The sequence below is a fragment of the Mycobacterium sp. 360MFTsu5.1 genome, assembly GCF_000383495.1.
GTDB classification, from domain to species: Bacteria; Actinomycetota; Actinomycetes; order Mycobacteriales; family Mycobacteriaceae; genus Mycobacterium; species Mycobacterium mucogenicum_B.
Genome location: NZ_KB911478.1, coordinates 1 through 16,347 on the forward strand (window position 1 = coordinate 1; position 16,347 = coordinate 16,347).

Sequence of the window (16,347 nt, forward strand, 5' to 3'; positions counted from 1 at the left end):
GATGCCCTCCGCCTCCAGTTGCGCGAACATCTGTTGCAGTCGCCCGAAATCGCCGGTGTCCGGCCAAGATTGCTGCTCGGCAATCCGCTGGTCCCACATCGAGTCCAACAGATCGATGGCCGCGTCCGCGGTGATGTCGCTGTCGCCGTCGATCTGCGACAGTACCGACTCCCGAACGTCGTCGTAGGCCCAGAAGCCACAGACGAGCTGCTCCCGGACGAGATCGGCGAGCTCTTCGTGTTGGGTGCCGGTGCCGGTCATCGCCGCGACGGTTCCTGCCGCAGACGAAGGCTCCGGGACGGTACGGGGCGCCGGCCCCGCGGCGGGGCGTTCCTGATCTGCGGCGTCGCTGTTGACGGGATCATCTTGTGCACGTTTGCGTTTGGCGGCCTGGCGTTGTTGCTCGGCTCTTTCCCGGCAGCGCTGCAGGAATTCCTCGTCAGCGGCGGGATCCTCCGGTATGAAGCGGCCCGGTTTGTCGTACTCGGGGAACCGTCGGGCATCGAGCGTGCGGTTCCGTGGCGCCGCAGCGGCCGGGCGCCCGGCAATGAACCAGGCGATGGAGCCGGCCAGCGGAAGGAGCAGGACGATGAAAATCCATAGCAGGCGCGGCAATCCACGCACTTCGCGATCCTCGGTGCAGGCGATGTCGACGATCGCGAACAGCATCACGATGACGTCGAGCACACCGAAATACAGCATTGTTGTTGGCCTCCCCCGACGCCTGAGTATTCACACGACTTCGCGTGACGTGCCGTGGGTGGGCACGTTCGTCAAGGTGTAGTCGCGGGAGCAGTCGGCAACCGAACGCCGACCAACAGTGATCTGGCACACAGAGCTTCTCGACCGGTCGCCGAGCCAATTCGCATCCCGCTCATTCTGGCCGCGGGCCACGCACGCGCACCGGGACGCCTTGCCGGCGGCAGCCGAGAAGAAGATTCCGAGTCACTCTTACGTGTGTCCGGAGCTTGCGTTGTCGCGATCAGGTTGAGCGGATCGTTCACCAGGTTGATCCGCTCGGCGGGTGAGGGCTGCTGCGCACCCTTCCGGGGGCGCTGGCCTCATAACCCGACCAAGTGGTAGAACACGTTACAGAAATGACGGCTACGGCCGCCGAAACCGCCTGTTCAGCGAGGGACCGCTCATGCACTGGTACACCGGCAACACGTTCTATGACACGGTGCTGACGGCGGCCTTCGCGTTCGCCGCGTTCGTGATCATCGGCGGTTTCTTCGCGCAGAGTTCGTATGGGCGGTTCTCGACGACGAAGCTCGGGCTGAACCTCAACCCGAAGCTCGGCTGGTGGTTGATGGAGATTCCGGCGACCGTCGTGTTCCTGATCAGCTACCTGGCCGGGCCGCACCGCTTCGAGCCGACATCGCTGGTGCTGGCCGGGATCTGGCTGTTGCACTACGCCAACCGGGGCTGGTTCTTCCCGCTGGCGATCCGCCAGGCGCCCGGCAAGCGCGGCACCTTCAACGTGTCGGTGATCGTCATGGGCATGCTCGTCACGTCGATGCACGGCTACCTCAACGGGACCCTGTTCAGCCACGACTTCTTCGGGCAGTACACCACCGCGTGGCTGACCGACCCCCGCTTCCTGGTGGGCGTGGTTGTCTATCTGTGCGGCTTCGCGCTGCTGGTCAACTCGGAATCGATCGTGCGAAACCTGCGCGACAAGAACAATCCCGGCGGCGCGGAGTACCGGATTCCGTTCGGCGGCGGCTTCCGGTTCGTCACCAGCCCGGCGTACCTGGGCGAGCTCATCGCCTGGTCCGGCTTCGCGCTGCTGACCTGGGCACTGCCCGGCGTGGCCATCCTGCTGATCACCGCGGGCAACCTGATTCCCCGGGCGCTGGGCACCCACACCTGGTACCAGGAGAAGTTCCCCGAGTACCCGACCGACCGCAAGGCACTGATCCCCTACGTGCTGTAGGGCCGCTGATCAGGCCGCAGCGGCGAGCCGCTAATCAGACCGCAGCGGTGACGCCGTGAACTTGTCCGGGTTCGCGATGTCCCACAGCGCGACGACCTTGCCGTCGCGCACGGTCAGCGCGGTGACGCGCGGCAGCATCTCCGGATGCTCGCCGTCCCCCGGAAGGCCGGGGTTGTACGCGCCGAGCTCGCCGTTGACGAGCGCCAACTGCGACGTCGAAAGCCATTGCGGCCCATACCGCCTGGCCAGCCCGAAGAGGAACCGGGCCACCTTGTCCGCGCCGACGATGGTGCGCGGTGCCGTGGGGGCCCGGCGGTTGGAGTCGCCGGTGAACGTGGCCTCGGGGTGCAGCAATTCGACGACGGCGGCCATGTCCCCGCTGGCGAGCGCGGCCATCAGCTTGCCGACGACCTCGTTGTGGCCGGCATCCGGCGGTGGCGCCGGGGCTTCGGCGACGGCACGCCGGGCGCGTGACGCGAGCTGCCGCGCACTCGCGTCCGTCACGCCGAGCACCGACGCGATCTCGGAGAACGGCACCGCGAAACCGTCGTGCAGGACGAAGGCCACGCGCTGGTCGGGTGTCAGCCGCTCCAGCACCACCATCGCGGCGAAGCGGGCGTCCTCCCCCGCGACCACGGCGGCCAACGGGTCCGACGCGTCGAATCCGGTCACGACCGGTTCGGGCAGCCACTCGCCGAAATAGGCCTCGCGGCGGTGCGCCGCGGACCGCAGCCGGTCCAGGCCGAGGCGGCTGACCACCGTCGTCAACCAGGCGCGGGGCTCTTCGATGGCGTCGACATCGGCACTGTGCCAGCGCAACCAGGCGTCCTGCACGATGTCCTCGGCGTCGGCGTACACACCGGTCAGCCGGTAGGCGACGGACAGCAGGTGCGGGCGCAACCGCTCGAATTCATCGGTGTCCTGCGCAGTGGTCACAAACACCAACCTACGACTCGCTGTTCGAGAGCGGCGAACCGTAGCATCTCATCGGCAATCAACCGGGATGAGCAGGGAGCAGATGACTACGACAGCGCCAGACATCGTCGCCCGAGACAAAGGCCTCAAACGGGGTGCCCTCGGCCTGGTGTCCAGCGTGGTGGTCGGGCTGGCGTCCACCGCACCGGCATACAGCCTGGCGGCGACGCTCGGCCTCGTCATCGCCGCCGGCGGCACGCTGCTCGCCGGGGTCAAAGCGCCTGCGATCATGCTCATTTCGTTCGTGCCGATGTACCTCATCGCCGTCGCCTACCAGGAACTGAACAAGGCCGAGCCCGACTGCGGCACGACGTTCACCTGGGCGGCCCGCGCCTTCGGTCCCGTCGTCGGCTGGTTGGGCGGCTGGGGCATCATCGCGTCCGACGTCATCGTGATGGCCAATCTCGCGCAGATCGCCGGGTCGTACTCGTTCACGTTCGTCGGTGACCTGGGTTGGCATTCGGCCGCCGGTCTGGCGAACAGCACGCTGTGGTCGACGGTCGCGGGCGTCATCTGGATCGTGTTGATGACGTACATCTGTTACCGCGGCATCGAGGTGTCGGCCCGGTTGCAGTACGTGCTGTTGACGGTCGAGGTCGTCGTGTTGATCGTGGTGTCGGTCGTGGCCCTGGTGAAGGTCTACACGCATCACGGGCATGCCTACTCAATCATGCCGTCGTGGTCCTGGTTCTGGCCTGGCGGAATGGATTTCGGCACGGTGATCGCCCCGGCGGTGCTGGCCACCATCTTCATCTACTGGGGCTGGGACACCGCGGTGGCGTGCAACGAGGAGTCCGACGATCCGGGCCGCACCCCCGGCCGCGCCGCCGTCATCTCGACGTTCCTGCTGCTCGCCACCTACGCGCTGGTCACCGTCTCGACCATCGCGTTCGCGGGCGTGGGCACCGAGGGTATCGGGCTCGGCAACCAGGAGAACGCCAAGGACGTCTTCACCGCCATCGGGCCATCGTTGTTCGGCGACAGCGTGATTGGGAAGATCGGCATGCTGCTGCTGTCGGCGTCGATCCTGACGTCGGCGGCCGCCTCGACGCAGACCACCATCATGCCGACGGCGCGCACCACGCTGTCGATGGGCGTATACCGTGCGCTGCCACAGAGTTTCGCAAAGATTCATCGCCAGTACCTGACACCGACCACCTCGACGATCGTGATGGGCGTGCTGTCGGTGCTGTGCTACGTGTTGTTCACCGCGATCAGCGCCGATCTGCTGACAGCCCTGATCGGTTCGGTCGGCCTGATGATCGCCTTCTACTACGCGCTGACCGGGTTCGCGTGCGTCTGGTTCTACCGAAAAACGTTGACCCGCAACGTGCGTGACTTCACGATGCGCGGCCTGCTGCCATTGCTCGGCGGCGTCACGCTGTCGGTGGTGTTCGTCTACGGGCTGGTCCAGTACAGCAAGCCGGACTGGCTCAAGGACGAAAACCACCACGACGTCACCATTTTCGGGTTCGGTGCGGTGGGTGTGGTCGGCGTCGTCGGATTGCTGCTCGGTGTGGTGCTGATGTTCGCGTGGCGCGTCGCGCAGCCGGAGTACTTCCGTGGGCTGACGCTGCCGCGGCGTCATGACCTGGTGCTGGATACGCCGGCCTCCGTTCAGTCCGCACCTGCGCATTTCGGATTACCGGACTCCGGTGACATGCCGACGGTCATCGCTCCGGACCTGTCGAACCTGCCACCGGGCGGGACTGCGGTGGACACGGCCACCGGCGAGGAATTCCGCCGCGACTGACGGATCGCTCAGCGGGATCGTGAAAACCGCTGATTCGACGGCAAATTGGGGGTTTTCCCGTCTCCCGGCACGTAACAGGCGTTACCGTCTACACGTGCCGCACAAGCCGCCCATCAACCCGGTGCGCTGGACCCCACCGCCGGTCGACGCCCTGCCCGATTTCCCGTCCGCGGAACTGACCATCGTGCCGATGCCCGGCGACGCCCCGGAGGACGTCGTCGTCGGCGCCGATGGCTCGTTGTGGACCGGCCTCGTCGACGGGCGGATCGTGCGGGTCTCCGCCGACGGCGACACGGATGTGGTGGCCGATACCGGCGGCCGGCCGTTGGGGCTGCACGTCGCGCGGGACGGGCGACTGCTGGTCTGCGACAGCTATCGGGGGCTACTGTCACTGGATCCCGGCACCGGCGCCCTGGAGGTACTGGTACCCGACATCGACGGCCGGCCCCTGCGGTTCTGCTCGAACGTGACCGAAACCGAAGACGGCACAATCTATTTCACCGAATCGACCAGTTCGTTCCACTACGAGCATTTCCGCGCCGCGATCCTCGAGGCCCGCGGCGACGGCGGCCTGTACAAGCTGGCGACCGACGGCACGGTGAGCACGCTGCGCGAGGGCCTGTACTTCGCCAACGGCGTCACCGTCACCGCCGACGGCACCGCGCTGGTGTTCGCCGAGACGCAGGGGCGCCGGCTGTCGAAGTATTGGCTGTCCGGGCCGCAGGCCGGCAGCATCACGCCGCTCGCGGTCAACCTGCCCGGCATGCCCGACAACATCTCGACGGGCGCCGACGGACGAATCTGGGTCGCGTTCGTCACCCCGATCAATGCCGCTGCCGAGTGGCTCGCGCCGCGGCCGACCATCCTGCGCCAGCTGGTGTGGCGTCTGCCGGACGCGCTGCAGCCGCAGATGGCCTTGGAGGTGTGGGCCGTCGCCTTCGATCCCGACAGCGGCGCCGCGGTCGCGGGCGTGCGTGGCCGGCACCGCCAGTTCGGACAGGTGACCGGACTTGTCGAGCACGACGGGCGGCTGTGGATGAGCTCCATCGGGGTGCCCGCGCTGGCGCACTGCGCGCTCCCCGAGCGCCGGTAGGCCCCGGTTAGCTAATTCACATTTGTAACTTCAACCCCATTTGTCACAGCGCGGCAACACGGGATCCGGTGGTCCGTCGCCTAATCTGACGACACCATGGCGACCACCCGATCAACGTCACAGCGCGCTGCAGCCCTGGCAGCGGCGTTTTTCCTGACGGCCGCACCGGCGTTGGCCTATGCCGAACCCGACCCGCCGGCCGCTGACCCGTGCCCGTACCGGGTGAACACCCCGCCCGCGGTCGACCAGTCCGAGGTGCCCAAGGCCGGCGACCCGCCGGCCCCGATCCCCGTGCCGGCCACACCGCTCGGCGGGGACCTGATGGGCAGCTGCGGCATCGTCGCCGCACCGGACATGCCGCCGCTGCCCGGCGATGTCTCTGCCGACGCCTGGCTCCTGGCCGACCTCGACAGCGGCGACATCATCGCCGCCAAGGACCCGCACGGCAGGCACCGCCCGGCCAGCATCATCAAGGTGCTGATCGCGACCCAGGCACTACGCGAACTGCCCATCAACAAGCGCGTCACCGGAACCCCGGACGACGCTGCCGCCGAGGGCACCCGGGTCGGCGTCGACGACGGCGGCGTCTACACCGTCAACGACCTGCTGCACGGCCTGCTGATGCACTCGGGCAACGACGCCGCACACGCACTGGCGATGCAGGTCGGCGGCATGGACACCGCGATCGGCAAGATCAACGACCTGGCCTCCAAGCTGGGCGGTCGCGACACCCGGGCAGCCACCCCGTCCGGCCTGGACGGCCCCGGCATGAGCACCTCGGCCTACGACATGGGCCTGTTCTACCGCTATGCCTGGCAGAACCCGACGTTCGCCTCGATCGTGGCGACGCAGAAGTACAACTTCCCCGGCCACCCGGCCAAGCCCGGTGAACCCGGCGACCACCCCGGCTACGAGCTGGAGAACGACAACAAGCTGCTCTACAACTACCCGGGCGCGCTCGGTGGCAAGACCGGTTACACCGACGACGCCGGGCAGACGTTCGTCGGCGCCGCGGACCGCGGCGGGCGCCGCCTCGTCGCGATTCTGTTGCACGGCACCCGCGTGCCGATCGCGCCGTGGGAGCAGGCCGCGCGCCTGCTGGACTACGGCTTCGCGACCCCGCCCGGCACCAAGGTCGGCACCTTGATCGAGCCGGACCCGTCGCTCACCCAGCGCAAGCCCGACGCCAAGCATCCCGCGGCCGCCGCGGCCTTCGACGGTCTGACGCCGGCCGACGCGGTGCCGATCCGCGTCGGCGTCGGCGTGGTCGGGTCCGCCGTGGTGCTCTCGCTGATGATGGCTGCCCGTTCGATCAATCGGCGCCCCCAGCACTCCAACCGGTAGAGACTGACGGGCGATGACGCTCATCTCGGCCGGGACGGTGGTGCTCGGCGATTCTGTGTGCCGGCCCGGGTGGCTGGAGATCGATGGCGACCGCATTGTGGCGTGCGGCAGCGGTGCCCCGCCCCGCGTCGTCGACGCCGACTTCCCCGACGGTGTGGTGGTGCCGGGATTCGTGGACATGCACGTGCATGGCGGCGGCGGCTTCTCCTACAGCACCGACGATCCCGACGACGTGGCGCGGGCCGCCGAGTTTCACCGCGCCCACGGGACCACGACGACCCTGGCCAGCCTGGTGACGGCCGCGCCGGAGGTCCTGCTGGCGCAAGTTCAGACCTTGGCCGACGCGGTACACGACGGCGTCGTCGCCGGCATCCATCTGGAGGGCCCGTGGCTCAGTTCGGCGCGCTGCGGTGCGCATGACGTGACGCAGCTGCGGGACCCCGACCCCGCGGAGATCGACTCCGTTCTCGCGGCCGGCGACGGCGCCATCCGGATGGTCACCATCGCCCCGGAACTGCCCGGCGCCGATGTCGCGATCGAGCGCTTCGTCGATGCGGGAGTCATTGTGGCCGTGGGCCATACCGACGCCAGCTACGAACAGACCAAACGGGCTCTGCAGCTGGGCGCCACCGTCGGCACCCATGTGTTCAACGGCATGCGTCCGCTGCACCACCGCGATCCGGGCCCGGCGCTGGCGCTCCTCGAGGATGCCCGGGTGACGGTCGAGCTCATCGCCGACGGCGTGCATCTTCATCCCGCGCTCGTCCACCAGGTGGCGGTCACCGCGGGTTCGGATCGCGTCGCACTGATCACCGACGCGATGGCAGCGGCGGGCATGCCCGACGGGACGTACCAACTGGGCGGGCTCGACGTCGAGGTCAGCGGCTCGGTGGCACGGCTGCGCGAGCGGTCCACCATCGCGGGCGGCACCGCCACCATGGACACGTTGTTCCGCACGGCGGCAACGGGTTTGGAGGCGGCCTCGGATTCGGCGCTGCGGCACGCGGTGGCGATGACGGCGACGACGCCGGCGCGCACACTGGGTCTCGACGACGCCGGCGCACTGGCGCCCGGGATGTCTGCCGACCTCGTCGTGCTGGACCCCAAGCTGCAGGTGCGCGCGGTGGTGCGGCGCGGGGTGTGGTCGGCGAGTCGGGGCGCACCAGCCTGACTACGGCTTGTGCTGGCCAGATCCGAGCGGACGGAGAAACACGCATACTCCCCGTGAGCCCTACGCCGAACGTGCAGTTTCGGTACGGAATCTACGGCTTTGAGCGGCAAAAGCTGCACGTTCGGCGTAGGCCCGCTCTCCACGACGGTCAGCAGTCCGCTGAATCTCCTGCACCCGCTGGGCACTCGACAAGCAATTGATCTCGGCGACTGAGTGCGAACTGACGTCGCGAAAGTGCGAGTGAGCAGGTGCGCAGATTCGCAGTCAATGCCACAACCACGAGCCAACCCTCAAATCACCGTGAGCGGCAGCGCCTTTCGCACGTCGGTACCCGCGGCGATCGACATCCGCTGGCGCCCCAGCGCCGGCCACGCCTGTACCGCGCAGAACGGCGCGCACTGGTCCTGGCCGGACCGCGTGCCGACATGGACGCAGCACTGCACCAGGCGCTCTTCGATCATGGTCGAGATGTCCATGAACGGTTTGACGGTGATGCGAACCACCCGCTCCCCCAACAGCTTCCGCACGCGGTTCTTTCCGCCCGGCAGCGCCGACGACGCCAGCGCCAGCAGCGTCGGCATGCCCAGATCGCAGTTCTGGCAGATGGTTCGCCACACGTCGCCGATCCCGGGGTGCGACAGCGAGGACTGCTCGGACAACAGCCCCAGGAGCGATTCCCGGACCGCCAGCTGCAGTTCCTGCGGCAGCTCGCTGTCGGCAATCCTGTTGGATACCAACCCGAGTCGTTCTTTGAGAATGTCATGGCCGATCAGCGAGACCAGCGACCGCCACTGCCCGGAATCGTCGCGCAGCACATAGCCGACCGAGCAGCAGTGCGGATGCGAGCACGGCAGCGCGGTGACGTCCCGCCAGGTCACCAGGCCTGCGGTCTGCGGGCCGAGCCTGCTCAGCACGCCGGTGTGTGTCAGCCGGTCGTGCGCATCCAGGTTGCCCGACCGCCCCGAGCCGAACTGCGGCTGAATGGTGATGCCGCCGACGTAAGGGGTGTCCAGCGCCAGCTGCACCATGTCGCCGATCTCGTCGTCGTTGACGCCGAGCGCGGCGGCCATCACCAACGTCGTGAAAATCTGATGCTCCGAAAGACGCCGCAAAGCCTGCGTCTTCAGCTTGCGGAGGTCGCCGCCGCGGTGGTGCCGGTGCGCCGTCTCGGACAGCCCGTCGTACTGCAGATACACCTCGACGCGGTGCCGGTGGGCGCTGAGGAGCTCCAGGAGGGCGTCGTCCGTGGCGATCCGGATGCCATTGGTGTTGACCAGGATTCGGGTGATGGGCCGGCCGGTCAGTTCGCCGAGTAGTTCGGCCAGATCGGGATGCAGCGTCGGTTCCCCGCCGGAGAGCATCAGCACGTCCAGCCGCCCGTTCTCCCGGGCCAGCCGCTGATCGACATTGGCCAGCACGTCGGCGACGGGCACCACATTGCGCAGATCGGGCGACGAATCGGTGAAGCACGTGGGGCACCGCAGATTGCAGACCTCGGCGATGTCCTCGAGCAGGATGCACGTGTGCTGGGTCTGCATCTCCGGCAGGCCGCGCAGATACGCGGACGGGATCGGGTCGAAATTGCCTGCCACATCGGGCATGTGGGCCTTCGTCGGAGCGGTCCACTCCTCCAGGTACGCCAGAATCTCGGGGCTCTCGTCGTACAGGGTGCTGATCAGTCCATGAGCCGGGCAGCCCCGCTCCAGCCATACTCTCCCGTCGCGCTCGACGAGTCGGCCGGACAGGCGTGCCACATCGGCGAGCGGCCGTTCCGGAGCGTCGTGGTGGCAGCGCGGGCAGTAGGCCGTCACGTAGCGCAGGATTCGGTCGCCGCGCAGACCCATCCCGGACGTCATGTGTACATGGTGGGGTTGAGACCGGTGCAATATCCGACGGTCAGGATCGAGGTGAGCGCCCAGCCGATCATCAGGCCGAGGCCGAGCCCCTTGGACGCCGGGTTGCCGGTCTTCCACAGCGCGAAGCCACCCCCGAACGCGACGAGAGCCAGCGCCACCGCACCCAACGCCAACAAGAACTTCCCCTGATTGGCGATCATCACCGTGACGAAGCCGATGCCGAAGTTGATCACCGGAAAGATGAGAACCCCGCTGATGACCCCGCCGACCGAGATGGCGTTGGGGTTCCGCGGCGGCGGATAGCCGTACTGCTGCGGGTACTGCGGGTATTGCGGATACTGCGGCGGATATTGAGGGTATTGGGAGTATGGCGGGTGCTGCGGCGGATTCTGGCCCCGTGGCACACCGTCCCCGGGCTCATCGTCTGGATAATCAATTGGCGGCTGGGACACGGTCGCCCTCCTTGTCTGCAGACGAAATCCGGTAGTAGCCACGGCGGTAGCCGCGCCACACCCGAAAACCCAAGAGCGCCAAGGACGGCAGCAGCACCCATTGCGGCCGCGTCAGGTCCAGCCACACTGTCTCGTTGGCGCGCACGAACTCCACGAAGAAGCGGAACACCGCGTAGGCCGCCACGTAGATCACGAACAACTCACCGGGATGGGTGATTCTGGGGCGCAGCCACATGAGCACGGCGAAAGCCGTCAGCTGGAACACGATTTCGTACACGAACGACGGGTGCATGGCCAGCCCGGCCACGCATCCGGGGCACTCGGGGGTGCTCGCCGGAGCATGTACGCCCCACGGCAGTGTCGTCGGGCGGCCGGGCGCCTCCGTGAGCAGGCAGCCGATTCTGCCGATCGCCATCCCCAGGGCGACCGCGGGAGCGAACAGGTCGCCGGTCTTACCGCGATATCCGCCGAGCCGTTTGGCGATCAGCACACCGACGTAGGCGCCGAGCAGGCCGCCGAGGATGCTCTTGGACCCGTACTCCCACGCCTGCGCGACCGTGGGGTTGGCGCTGAAATCGAGGTGCCGCGCCAGGCCCGACGCCCGCATGCCGATCGCCCCGCCGACGAGGGCACCGGTGACGGCCACGAGCGACTGCTCGTTCACCGCGCCGCGGCGCCGCGCCTCGTGGACGAACACGAGGACGGCGGCGAGGACCCCCAATCCCACGAACAGACCGTGGACCGGTACCTGCACCGGTCCGATCTGCCACTGCGGGATCATCGCGATCACAGTGGCAAACCTACCGGCCGGAATCGTCAGTGCACGATGATCCCGCGAATGTTCTTGCCTTCACGAAGATCTTGATAGCCCTGGTTGACCTCTTCGAGGGTGTATCGGGTTGTCACCAGGTCGTCGAGTTGCAGCTGGCCGTCGTTGTAGAGCCGCAGCAGGCGGATGATGTCGTACTGCGGGTTGGCGGAGCCGAACAACGAGCCGCGAATGGTCTTCTCGAACAAGGTCAACTCGAGGCCCGAGACGTGGATCGTCAGCTTCTCGGGGTTGGCCATACCGATGACGACGACCGTCCCGCCCTTGCCGATGGCGCTGAAAGCCGATGTGACGACGTCCTCGTCCACGGTGCCGACGCAGATGATGGCCTGATCGGCGCCCTGCCCCCAGGACAGTTCGGTGATCTTCTCGGCGGCGGCCTCGGCGCTCGCGAAGACATGCGTCGCACCGAATTTCAGCGCCGTATCGCGTTTGAACGGCACCGGGTCGACGGCGACGATGTACTTCGCGCCGGCATGCGCGGCGCCCTGGACGGCGTTGATGCCGATGCCGCCGATGCCGTACACGACGGTGATGTCGCCGGGCCGCACGTTGCCCGCATAGGTGGCGCCGCCCCAGCCGGTCGGCACACCGCAGCCGACGAGCACGGCGGTCTCCAGCGGCAGCCAGTCGTCGACCTTGACCACCGAGTGCTGCGAGATGGTGGCCTTCTTGGCGAACGTCCCCAGCATGCACATGGCACCGAAATCCGTGCCGCCCTTGTGGAATCGGAACGAACCGTCCGGCATCGAGCCTTCGAGAATGGTCGCGCCCATGTCGCACAGGGCCTGCCGACCGGTCGAGCAGTATCGGCAATGGCCGCAGCTCGGGATGAAGCTGCACACCACGTGGTCTCCGGGCTTGACCTTGGTGACGCCGGGGCCGACGTCCTCGATGATGCCGGCGCCCTCGTGCCCACCGACGATGGGATAGCGCGGCGGGAGGTCACCGTCGGACAGGTGCAGATCGGAGTGACACAGTCCGGCGGCGGTGTAGTTGATCAGCACTTCGCCCGGCCCGGGGCCGTCGAGATCGAGTTCCATGATCTCGAAGGGCTTACCTGGCTCAAGCAGGACGGCTGCGGTGGTCTTCATCGGTCTGTTCCTTTCAGGCTGAGTGGGTAACGTGGCGGTGCCCTTGAGCCGGGGCCAGATCGCGCTGCAGGAAGTCGAGCTGGTCGGCCAGAACCCGCTGCTGCCAGGGACCGTCGTAGAAATCGAGGTGGTCTGCGGGGTACTCGCGCAGCTGCGCCCAGTACCCGGCGCGGCGGGCCGCCTTGCGGGCGGCTGCGGCCGGCGCGATGCGGTCGTCGGTGCCGGGCTGGACGAGGATCGGGCACGACAGCTTTCCGGCTTTCGTGATCGGCCGGTTGAAGGCGACGCCGAGAGCGTGCCGGCCACGCACCTCGTTGCGCCACGTCGGCCCGGCGACGGGCAGCCAGGCCTCCTCCGAACCCGAGGTGGCGATCACCGCGGACGATCCGGGTTGCCCGACCACCGGCACCATGTGCGCGGGCCGTCCGCGCGCCGCGCTCAGCACGTCCCGCAGCGCATTCACGCTGGCGCGCAACAGATATCCGGCACCGCAGTTGCGGACCAGGTGGGCCAGCGTGGCCCTCCCGTCGACGGCCGGATTCATCGAGATGACGGCCGCGATGCGCTGGTCCCGGGCCGCCACGGCGATGACGTGGCCACCGGCGTACGACGTACCCCACAGCACGATCCGGTCCGGGTCCACCCCGGGCAGGTGCCGCGCCGCGGCGATGGCGGCGTGATAGTCCTGCCGCTGGCGGCCAACCGAAACATCCTGCCGGGGAACACCTTCGGACTCACCGAACCCGCGGTAGTCGAACACCAGCACGTCCAGACCGGCGGCGGCGAACGGCTCGGCGAAGCCGAGCAACGCGGTGTCCTTGGTACCGCTGAAGCCGTGGGCCATCACCACGCACGGCCGGCCGGACTCCCCGGCCAGCGCATCGGTGGCAGCGGGCAGATGCCAAGCGGCACAACGCACTCCGTGGCTGTAGAAGTAGAGCTGCTTCATGAACGATCTCCCTACGAGGCGTACGCGACGGTCTTGACGGACGAGAACCGCAGGCCGGGATCCTCGACGGGTCCGCCCCGCAGCCGCTCGGCATCCATCTCGTAGGCGTGCTTGACCAGCCACGAACCGCTGTCGCCGCTGCGGGGGAACTGCTGGATGCCGCGCTGCACATAGCCCGACGACAGGTCCATCAGCGGGCCGCGTGCCATATCGGGGTTCTCGACCACCGGCACGACGACGTCGTGTCCATGGGCGTCCATGTGGTCGAGCATCCGGCAGAAGTGCTCGCAGACCAGGTCGACCTTCAGCGTCCACGCGATGTTGGTGTAGCCCATCGCGAACGCCATGTTGGGTACGTCGGACACCATCATGGCCTTGTACACCGTGTGATCGGGCATGTTGAGCACCTGGCCGTCGACGCTCAGCTGTATCTTGCCGAACAGCGACATGTTCAAACCCGTTGCGGTGACGATGATGTCGGCCTCCAGCTCCTGCCCGGACTGCAGCAGGATGCCGCGCTCGATGAAGCGCTCGATCTGATCGGTCATCACCGAGGCCTTGCCGGTCCGGAACGCCTTGAACAGGTCGCCGTCGGGCACCATGGCCAGGCGCTGCTCCCACGGGTTGTAACGCGGGGTGAAGTGGGTGTCGACATCGAAGCCCTTGGGCAGCTGCCGCGCGACGTTGGCGATCAACAGCTTTCGCATGATCTTCGGGTACTTCTGGCAGAGCTTGAACAGCCCGCGCGCCGTCGCGATGTTCTTGCGCCGCACGATCGGGAAGGCGCGCTCGTGGCCGAGCACCGTGTTCAGCGCATTGGTGATCGGGTCCGCGGCCGGCACCGACAGCACGTAGCTCGGGGACCGCTGCAGCATGGTGATGTGAGCGGCCTTGTCGGCCATCGACGGGATCAGCGTGACCGCCGTCGCGCCGCTACCGATGACGACGACCTTCTTGCCGGCGTAGTCCAGGTCCTCCGGCCACAGCTGCGGGTGGATGACCGGGCCCGCGAATTCCGCCTTGCCCGGGAAGTCCGGGACGAACGGATTCTCGTAGTCGTAGTACCCGGTGCCGAGGAACAGGAACCGGCCGGTGAACGTCGTCGTGTCCTCGCCGTGCGTGGTGGTGACGGTCCAGCGCCCGGTGTCGGAGTCGAAGTTCGCGTTCTGCACGTGCCGGCCGAACCGGATGTGCGCGCCGATCCCGTTCTCGTCGACGGTCTGCTGCAGGTAGTCGAGGATGATGTGGCCGTCGGCGATCGACTTGCGGTGGGTCCACGGCTTGAAGCCGAACCCGAAAGTGGGCATGTCGGAGTCCGAGCGGATGCCGGGGTACTTGTGCAGACTCCAGGTACCGCCGATGGCGTCGCGCCCCTCGATGACCAGGAACGACGTGCCCGGGCGGTTCGCCTTGAGGTGATACGCCGCGCCGATGCCGGAGATGCCGGCGCCGATGATCAGTACGTCGACGTCCTGCGTCTTCGACCGCTGCGTTGAGGTGATGGACACGTTGTGGCTCCTGACGGGTGGACAGCTTTTTGTGATGGCACTCACGTTATGGACGTCGCCAGGCGCAAAACAGGTGCGACGGCCCAGTACTCGACCCGGGATATGTGCCGGGGCATACTGCGTTGATGGCTGCCGAGACACCATCACCAGAGGTCATCAACCTCATGGGTGACGTCGCCGAACTGCTGCTGGCAGAGCTCGACGACCTGGTCGCCGAGATGGACGCCGCCGAGATCGAGCTCTCCCCTGCCGCCGGCTCGGATGCGGCCGTGCTGGCGGACACCTCCGCCAGCAACCGGGCCAACGCCGCGCGAGTGCTGTCGATGCTGGCCCGTCGGGAAGCCAAGCCCGCCCCTATCGACATCCCGCCCGAGGCCCTCGATGTCGCCCGCACGATTGCCCGCCGCGGGTTGGAGCTCGATGTACTGTTCCAGTCCTACCGGCGCGGACAGAACGTGGCGTGGAGTCGCTATATGAAGCACGCCACCCGGCTCGTCCCCTCCGGCCCGCTACTGCTCGAACTCCTGGAGGAGTCCTCTCAACGCCTCTTCGCGTACGTCGACACCGTGCTCGGGTGCGTTGTCATCGCAGCGCAACGCGAACGCGAGGAGGTACTCGGCGGCGCGATCGCCCGCCGCGCCGAGACGATCCGGCTCATCCTGGACGGCGCCGCGATCGACGCCGGGCGGGCCGGTGAGCGCCTGGGTTACGACCTCCGCCAGCGCCACACCGCACTGGTCCTGTGGACGCCGCCGCACGGTGACGTCCAGGGTGCGCTCGAATCCGCCGCGGCGGTACTGGCGCGGGCCGCGGGCACTCGTCCGCCGTTGACGCTGTCGGTCGGTCCCTCGACGTTGTGGGCGTGGCTGGGCAGCAGCGCCGAGCCCGCCGTCGACGCGCTGTCCGACGCAATAGAACAGGCGCAGAACCACATTCGCGTCGCCGTGGGACCGACACGGCCCGGCATCACCGGCTTTCGCCGCTCTCACGAGGCGGCACTGTCGATCCAGAGTCTGCTCGCCGGGCACCCCGGCGGCGCGCGGGTTGCGCTCTTCCGCGATCTCGAAGTCACGGCGCTGGCGGCCCAGAACACCGACCGCGCAGCCGAATTCGTCGCGGCGACGCTGGGGCCGCTCGCGGAGGACACCCCGGCGGCGGCCCGCCTGCGCGACACGCTGCGGGTGTTCCTCGACGAGGCCGAGAACGCTCCCCGCGCCGCCACGCGACTGCACACCCACCGCAACACCGTGCTGCAGCGGGTGGCCCGGGCCACCGAGCTGCTCGGCTACCAGCCGGGGGAACGCCGGCTCGCGATGGAACTCGCGCTGGAGCTGGCGCACCAACTCGGTCCCCGTGTGCTCATGTCGGCGCCGCAGGGCGCCTAGCC

14 protein-coding genes are annotated in these 16,347 nt (G+C 67.8%); 6 read left to right on the forward strand and 8 right to left on the reverse strand.

Annotated features, from left to right (window positions below):
- On the reverse strand, positions 1-702 hold a 702-nt coding region (locus H289_RS33225), incomplete at its 3' end, for a PLD nuclease N-terminal domain-containing protein (RefSeq protein ID WP_051128622.1).
- Positions 703-1,144: 442 nt separating this feature from the next.
- Here H289_RS33225 and H289_RS0127825 point away from each other — a divergent pair.
- Positions 1,145-1,936 (forward strand): phosphatidylethanolamine N-methyltransferase family domain-containing protein, encoded by a 792-nt coding sequence (locus H289_RS0127825; protein WP_020104140.1) that lies wholly within the window; start codon positions 1,145-1,147, stop codon positions 1,934-1,936.
- A 30-nt stretch (positions 1,937-1,966) separates the two neighbouring features.
- Here H289_RS0127825 and H289_RS0127830 read toward each other — a convergent pair whose 3' ends face one another.
- Complete coding sequence (locus H289_RS0127830; protein WP_020104141.1) at positions 1,967-2,872, reverse strand: sigma-70 family RNA polymerase sigma factor; 906 nt, start codon at positions 2,870-2,872, stop codon at positions 1,967-1,969.
- A gap of 82 nt (positions 2,873-2,954) precedes the next feature.
- Between H289_RS0127830 and H289_RS0127835 the strand changes: the two genes are divergently transcribed.
- The 4 genes from H289_RS0127835 (at position 2,955) to nagA (ending at position 8,272) form a co-directional block, all read left to right on the forward strand.
- Positions 2,955-4,664, forward strand: coding sequence for an APC family permease (locus H289_RS0127835; protein WP_020104142.1), 1,710 nt, complete (start codon positions 2,955-2,957; stop codon positions 4,662-4,664).
- A 94-nt stretch (positions 4,665-4,758) separates the two neighbouring features.
- Positions 4,759-5,757 (forward strand): SMP-30/gluconolactonase/LRE family protein, encoded by a 999-nt coding sequence (locus H289_RS0127840; RefSeq protein WP_020104143.1) that lies wholly within the window; start codon positions 4,759-4,761, stop codon positions 5,755-5,757.
- 96 nt (positions 5,758-5,853) lie between these two features.
- Positions 5,854-7,101 carry a D-alanyl-D-alanine carboxypeptidase family protein gene (locus H289_RS0127845; protein WP_020104144.1) on the forward strand — a complete coding sequence of 416 codons (1,248 nt, stop codon included), beginning with the start codon at positions 5,854-5,856 and terminating at the stop codon, positions 7,099-7,101.
- 13 nt (positions 7,102-7,114) lie between these two features.
- Positions 7,115-8,272, forward strand: coding sequence for an N-acetylglucosamine-6-phosphate deacetylase (nagA, locus tag H289_RS0127850; RefSeq protein ID WP_020104145.1), 1,158 nt, complete (start codon positions 7,115-7,117; stop codon positions 8,270-8,272).
- Between the two features lie 290 nt (positions 8,273-8,562).
- Here nagA and H289_RS0127855 read toward each other — a convergent pair whose 3' ends face one another.
- The 6 genes from H289_RS0127855 to H289_RS0127880 are packed head-to-tail and all read right to left on the reverse strand — an operon-like array spanning position 8,563 to position 14,960.
- On the reverse strand, positions 8,563-10,128 hold the full coding sequence (locus tag H289_RS0127855) for a radical SAM protein (RefSeq protein WP_020104146.1): 1,566 nt from the start codon (positions 10,126-10,128) through the stop codon (positions 8,563-8,565).
- Positions 10,125-10,580 (reverse strand): hypothetical protein, encoded by a 456-nt coding sequence (locus H289_RS0127860; RefSeq protein ID WP_196810099.1) that lies wholly within the window; start codon positions 10,578-10,580, stop codon positions 10,125-10,127. The genes H289_RS0127855 and H289_RS0127860 overlap by 4 nt, the downstream gene beginning before the upstream one ends.
- Complete coding sequence (locus H289_RS0127865; protein ID WP_029105843.1) at positions 10,561-11,361, reverse strand: prolipoprotein diacylglyceryl transferase; 801 nt, start codon at positions 11,359-11,361, stop codon at positions 10,561-10,563. Before H289_RS0127865 ends, H289_RS0127860 begins: the two co-directional genes overlap by 20 nt.
- Before the next feature lie 35 nt (positions 11,362-11,396).
- The gene (locus H289_RS0127870) at positions 11,397-12,503 is read right to left on the reverse strand and encodes an NDMA-dependent alcohol dehydrogenase (RefSeq protein WP_020104149.1); all 1,107 of its coding nucleotides are present in this window, start codon (positions 12,501-12,503) and stop codon (positions 11,397-11,399) included.
- Between the two features lie 13 nt (positions 12,504-12,516).
- Positions 12,517-13,452, reverse strand: coding sequence for an alpha/beta hydrolase (locus H289_RS0127875; RefSeq protein WP_020104150.1), 936 nt, complete (start codon positions 13,450-13,452; stop codon positions 12,517-12,519).
- Positions 13,453-13,463: 11 nt separating this feature from the next.
- Complete coding sequence (locus H289_RS0127880; RefSeq protein WP_020104151.1) at positions 13,464-14,960, reverse strand: flavin-containing monooxygenase; 1,497 nt, start codon at positions 14,958-14,960, stop codon at positions 13,464-13,466.
- Between the two features lie 125 nt (positions 14,961-15,085).
- On the opposite strand from H289_RS0127880, the gene H289_RS0127885 reads away from it, so the two are divergent.
- Positions 15,086-16,345 carry a PucR family transcriptional regulator gene (locus H289_RS0127885; protein WP_020104152.1) on the forward strand — a complete coding sequence of 420 codons (1,260 nt, stop codon included), beginning with the start codon at positions 15,086-15,088 and terminating at the stop codon, positions 16,343-16,345.
- Positions 16,346-16,347: the final 2 nt, after the last annotated feature.

What these genes read in the sequence shown, in the direction of transcription:
- H289_RS0127845 (WP_020104144.1), top strand. Translation starts at nt 5,854, where the DNA reads ATGGCGACCACCCGATCAACGTCACAGCGCGCTGCAGCCCTGGCAGCG.
- H289_RS0127870 (WP_020104149.1), bottom strand. Translation starts at nt 12,503, where the DNA reads ATGAAGACCACCGCAGCCGTCCTGCTTGAGCCAGGTAAGCCCTTCGAG.
- H289_RS0127825 (WP_020104140.1), top strand. Translation starts at nt 1,145, where the DNA reads ATGCACTGGTACACCGGCAACACGTTCTATGACACGGTGCTGACGGCG.
- H289_RS0127835 (WP_020104142.1), top strand. Translation starts at nt 2,955, where the DNA reads ATGACTACGACAGCGCCAGACATCGTCGCCCGAGACAAAGGCCTCAAA.
- H289_RS0127855 (WP_020104146.1), bottom strand. Translation starts at nt 10,128, where the DNA reads ATGACGTCCGGGATGGGTCTGCGCGGCGACCGAATCCTGCGCTACGTG.
- nagA (WP_020104145.1), top strand. Translation starts at nt 7,115, where the DNA reads ATGACGCTCATCTCGGCCGGGACGGTGGTGCTCGGCGATTCTGTGTGC.
- H289_RS0127865 (WP_029105843.1), bottom strand. Translation starts at nt 11,361, where the DNA reads ATGATCCCGCAGTGGCAGATCGGACCGGTGCAGGTACCGGTCCACGGT.
- H289_RS0127875 (WP_020104150.1), bottom strand. Translation starts at nt 13,452, where the DNA reads ATGAAGCAGCTCTACTTCTACAGCCACGGAGTGCGTTGTGCCGCTTGG.
- H289_RS0127885 (WP_020104152.1), top strand. Translation starts at nt 15,086, where the DNA reads ATGGCTGCCGAGACACCATCACCAGAGGTCATCAACCTCATGGGTGAC.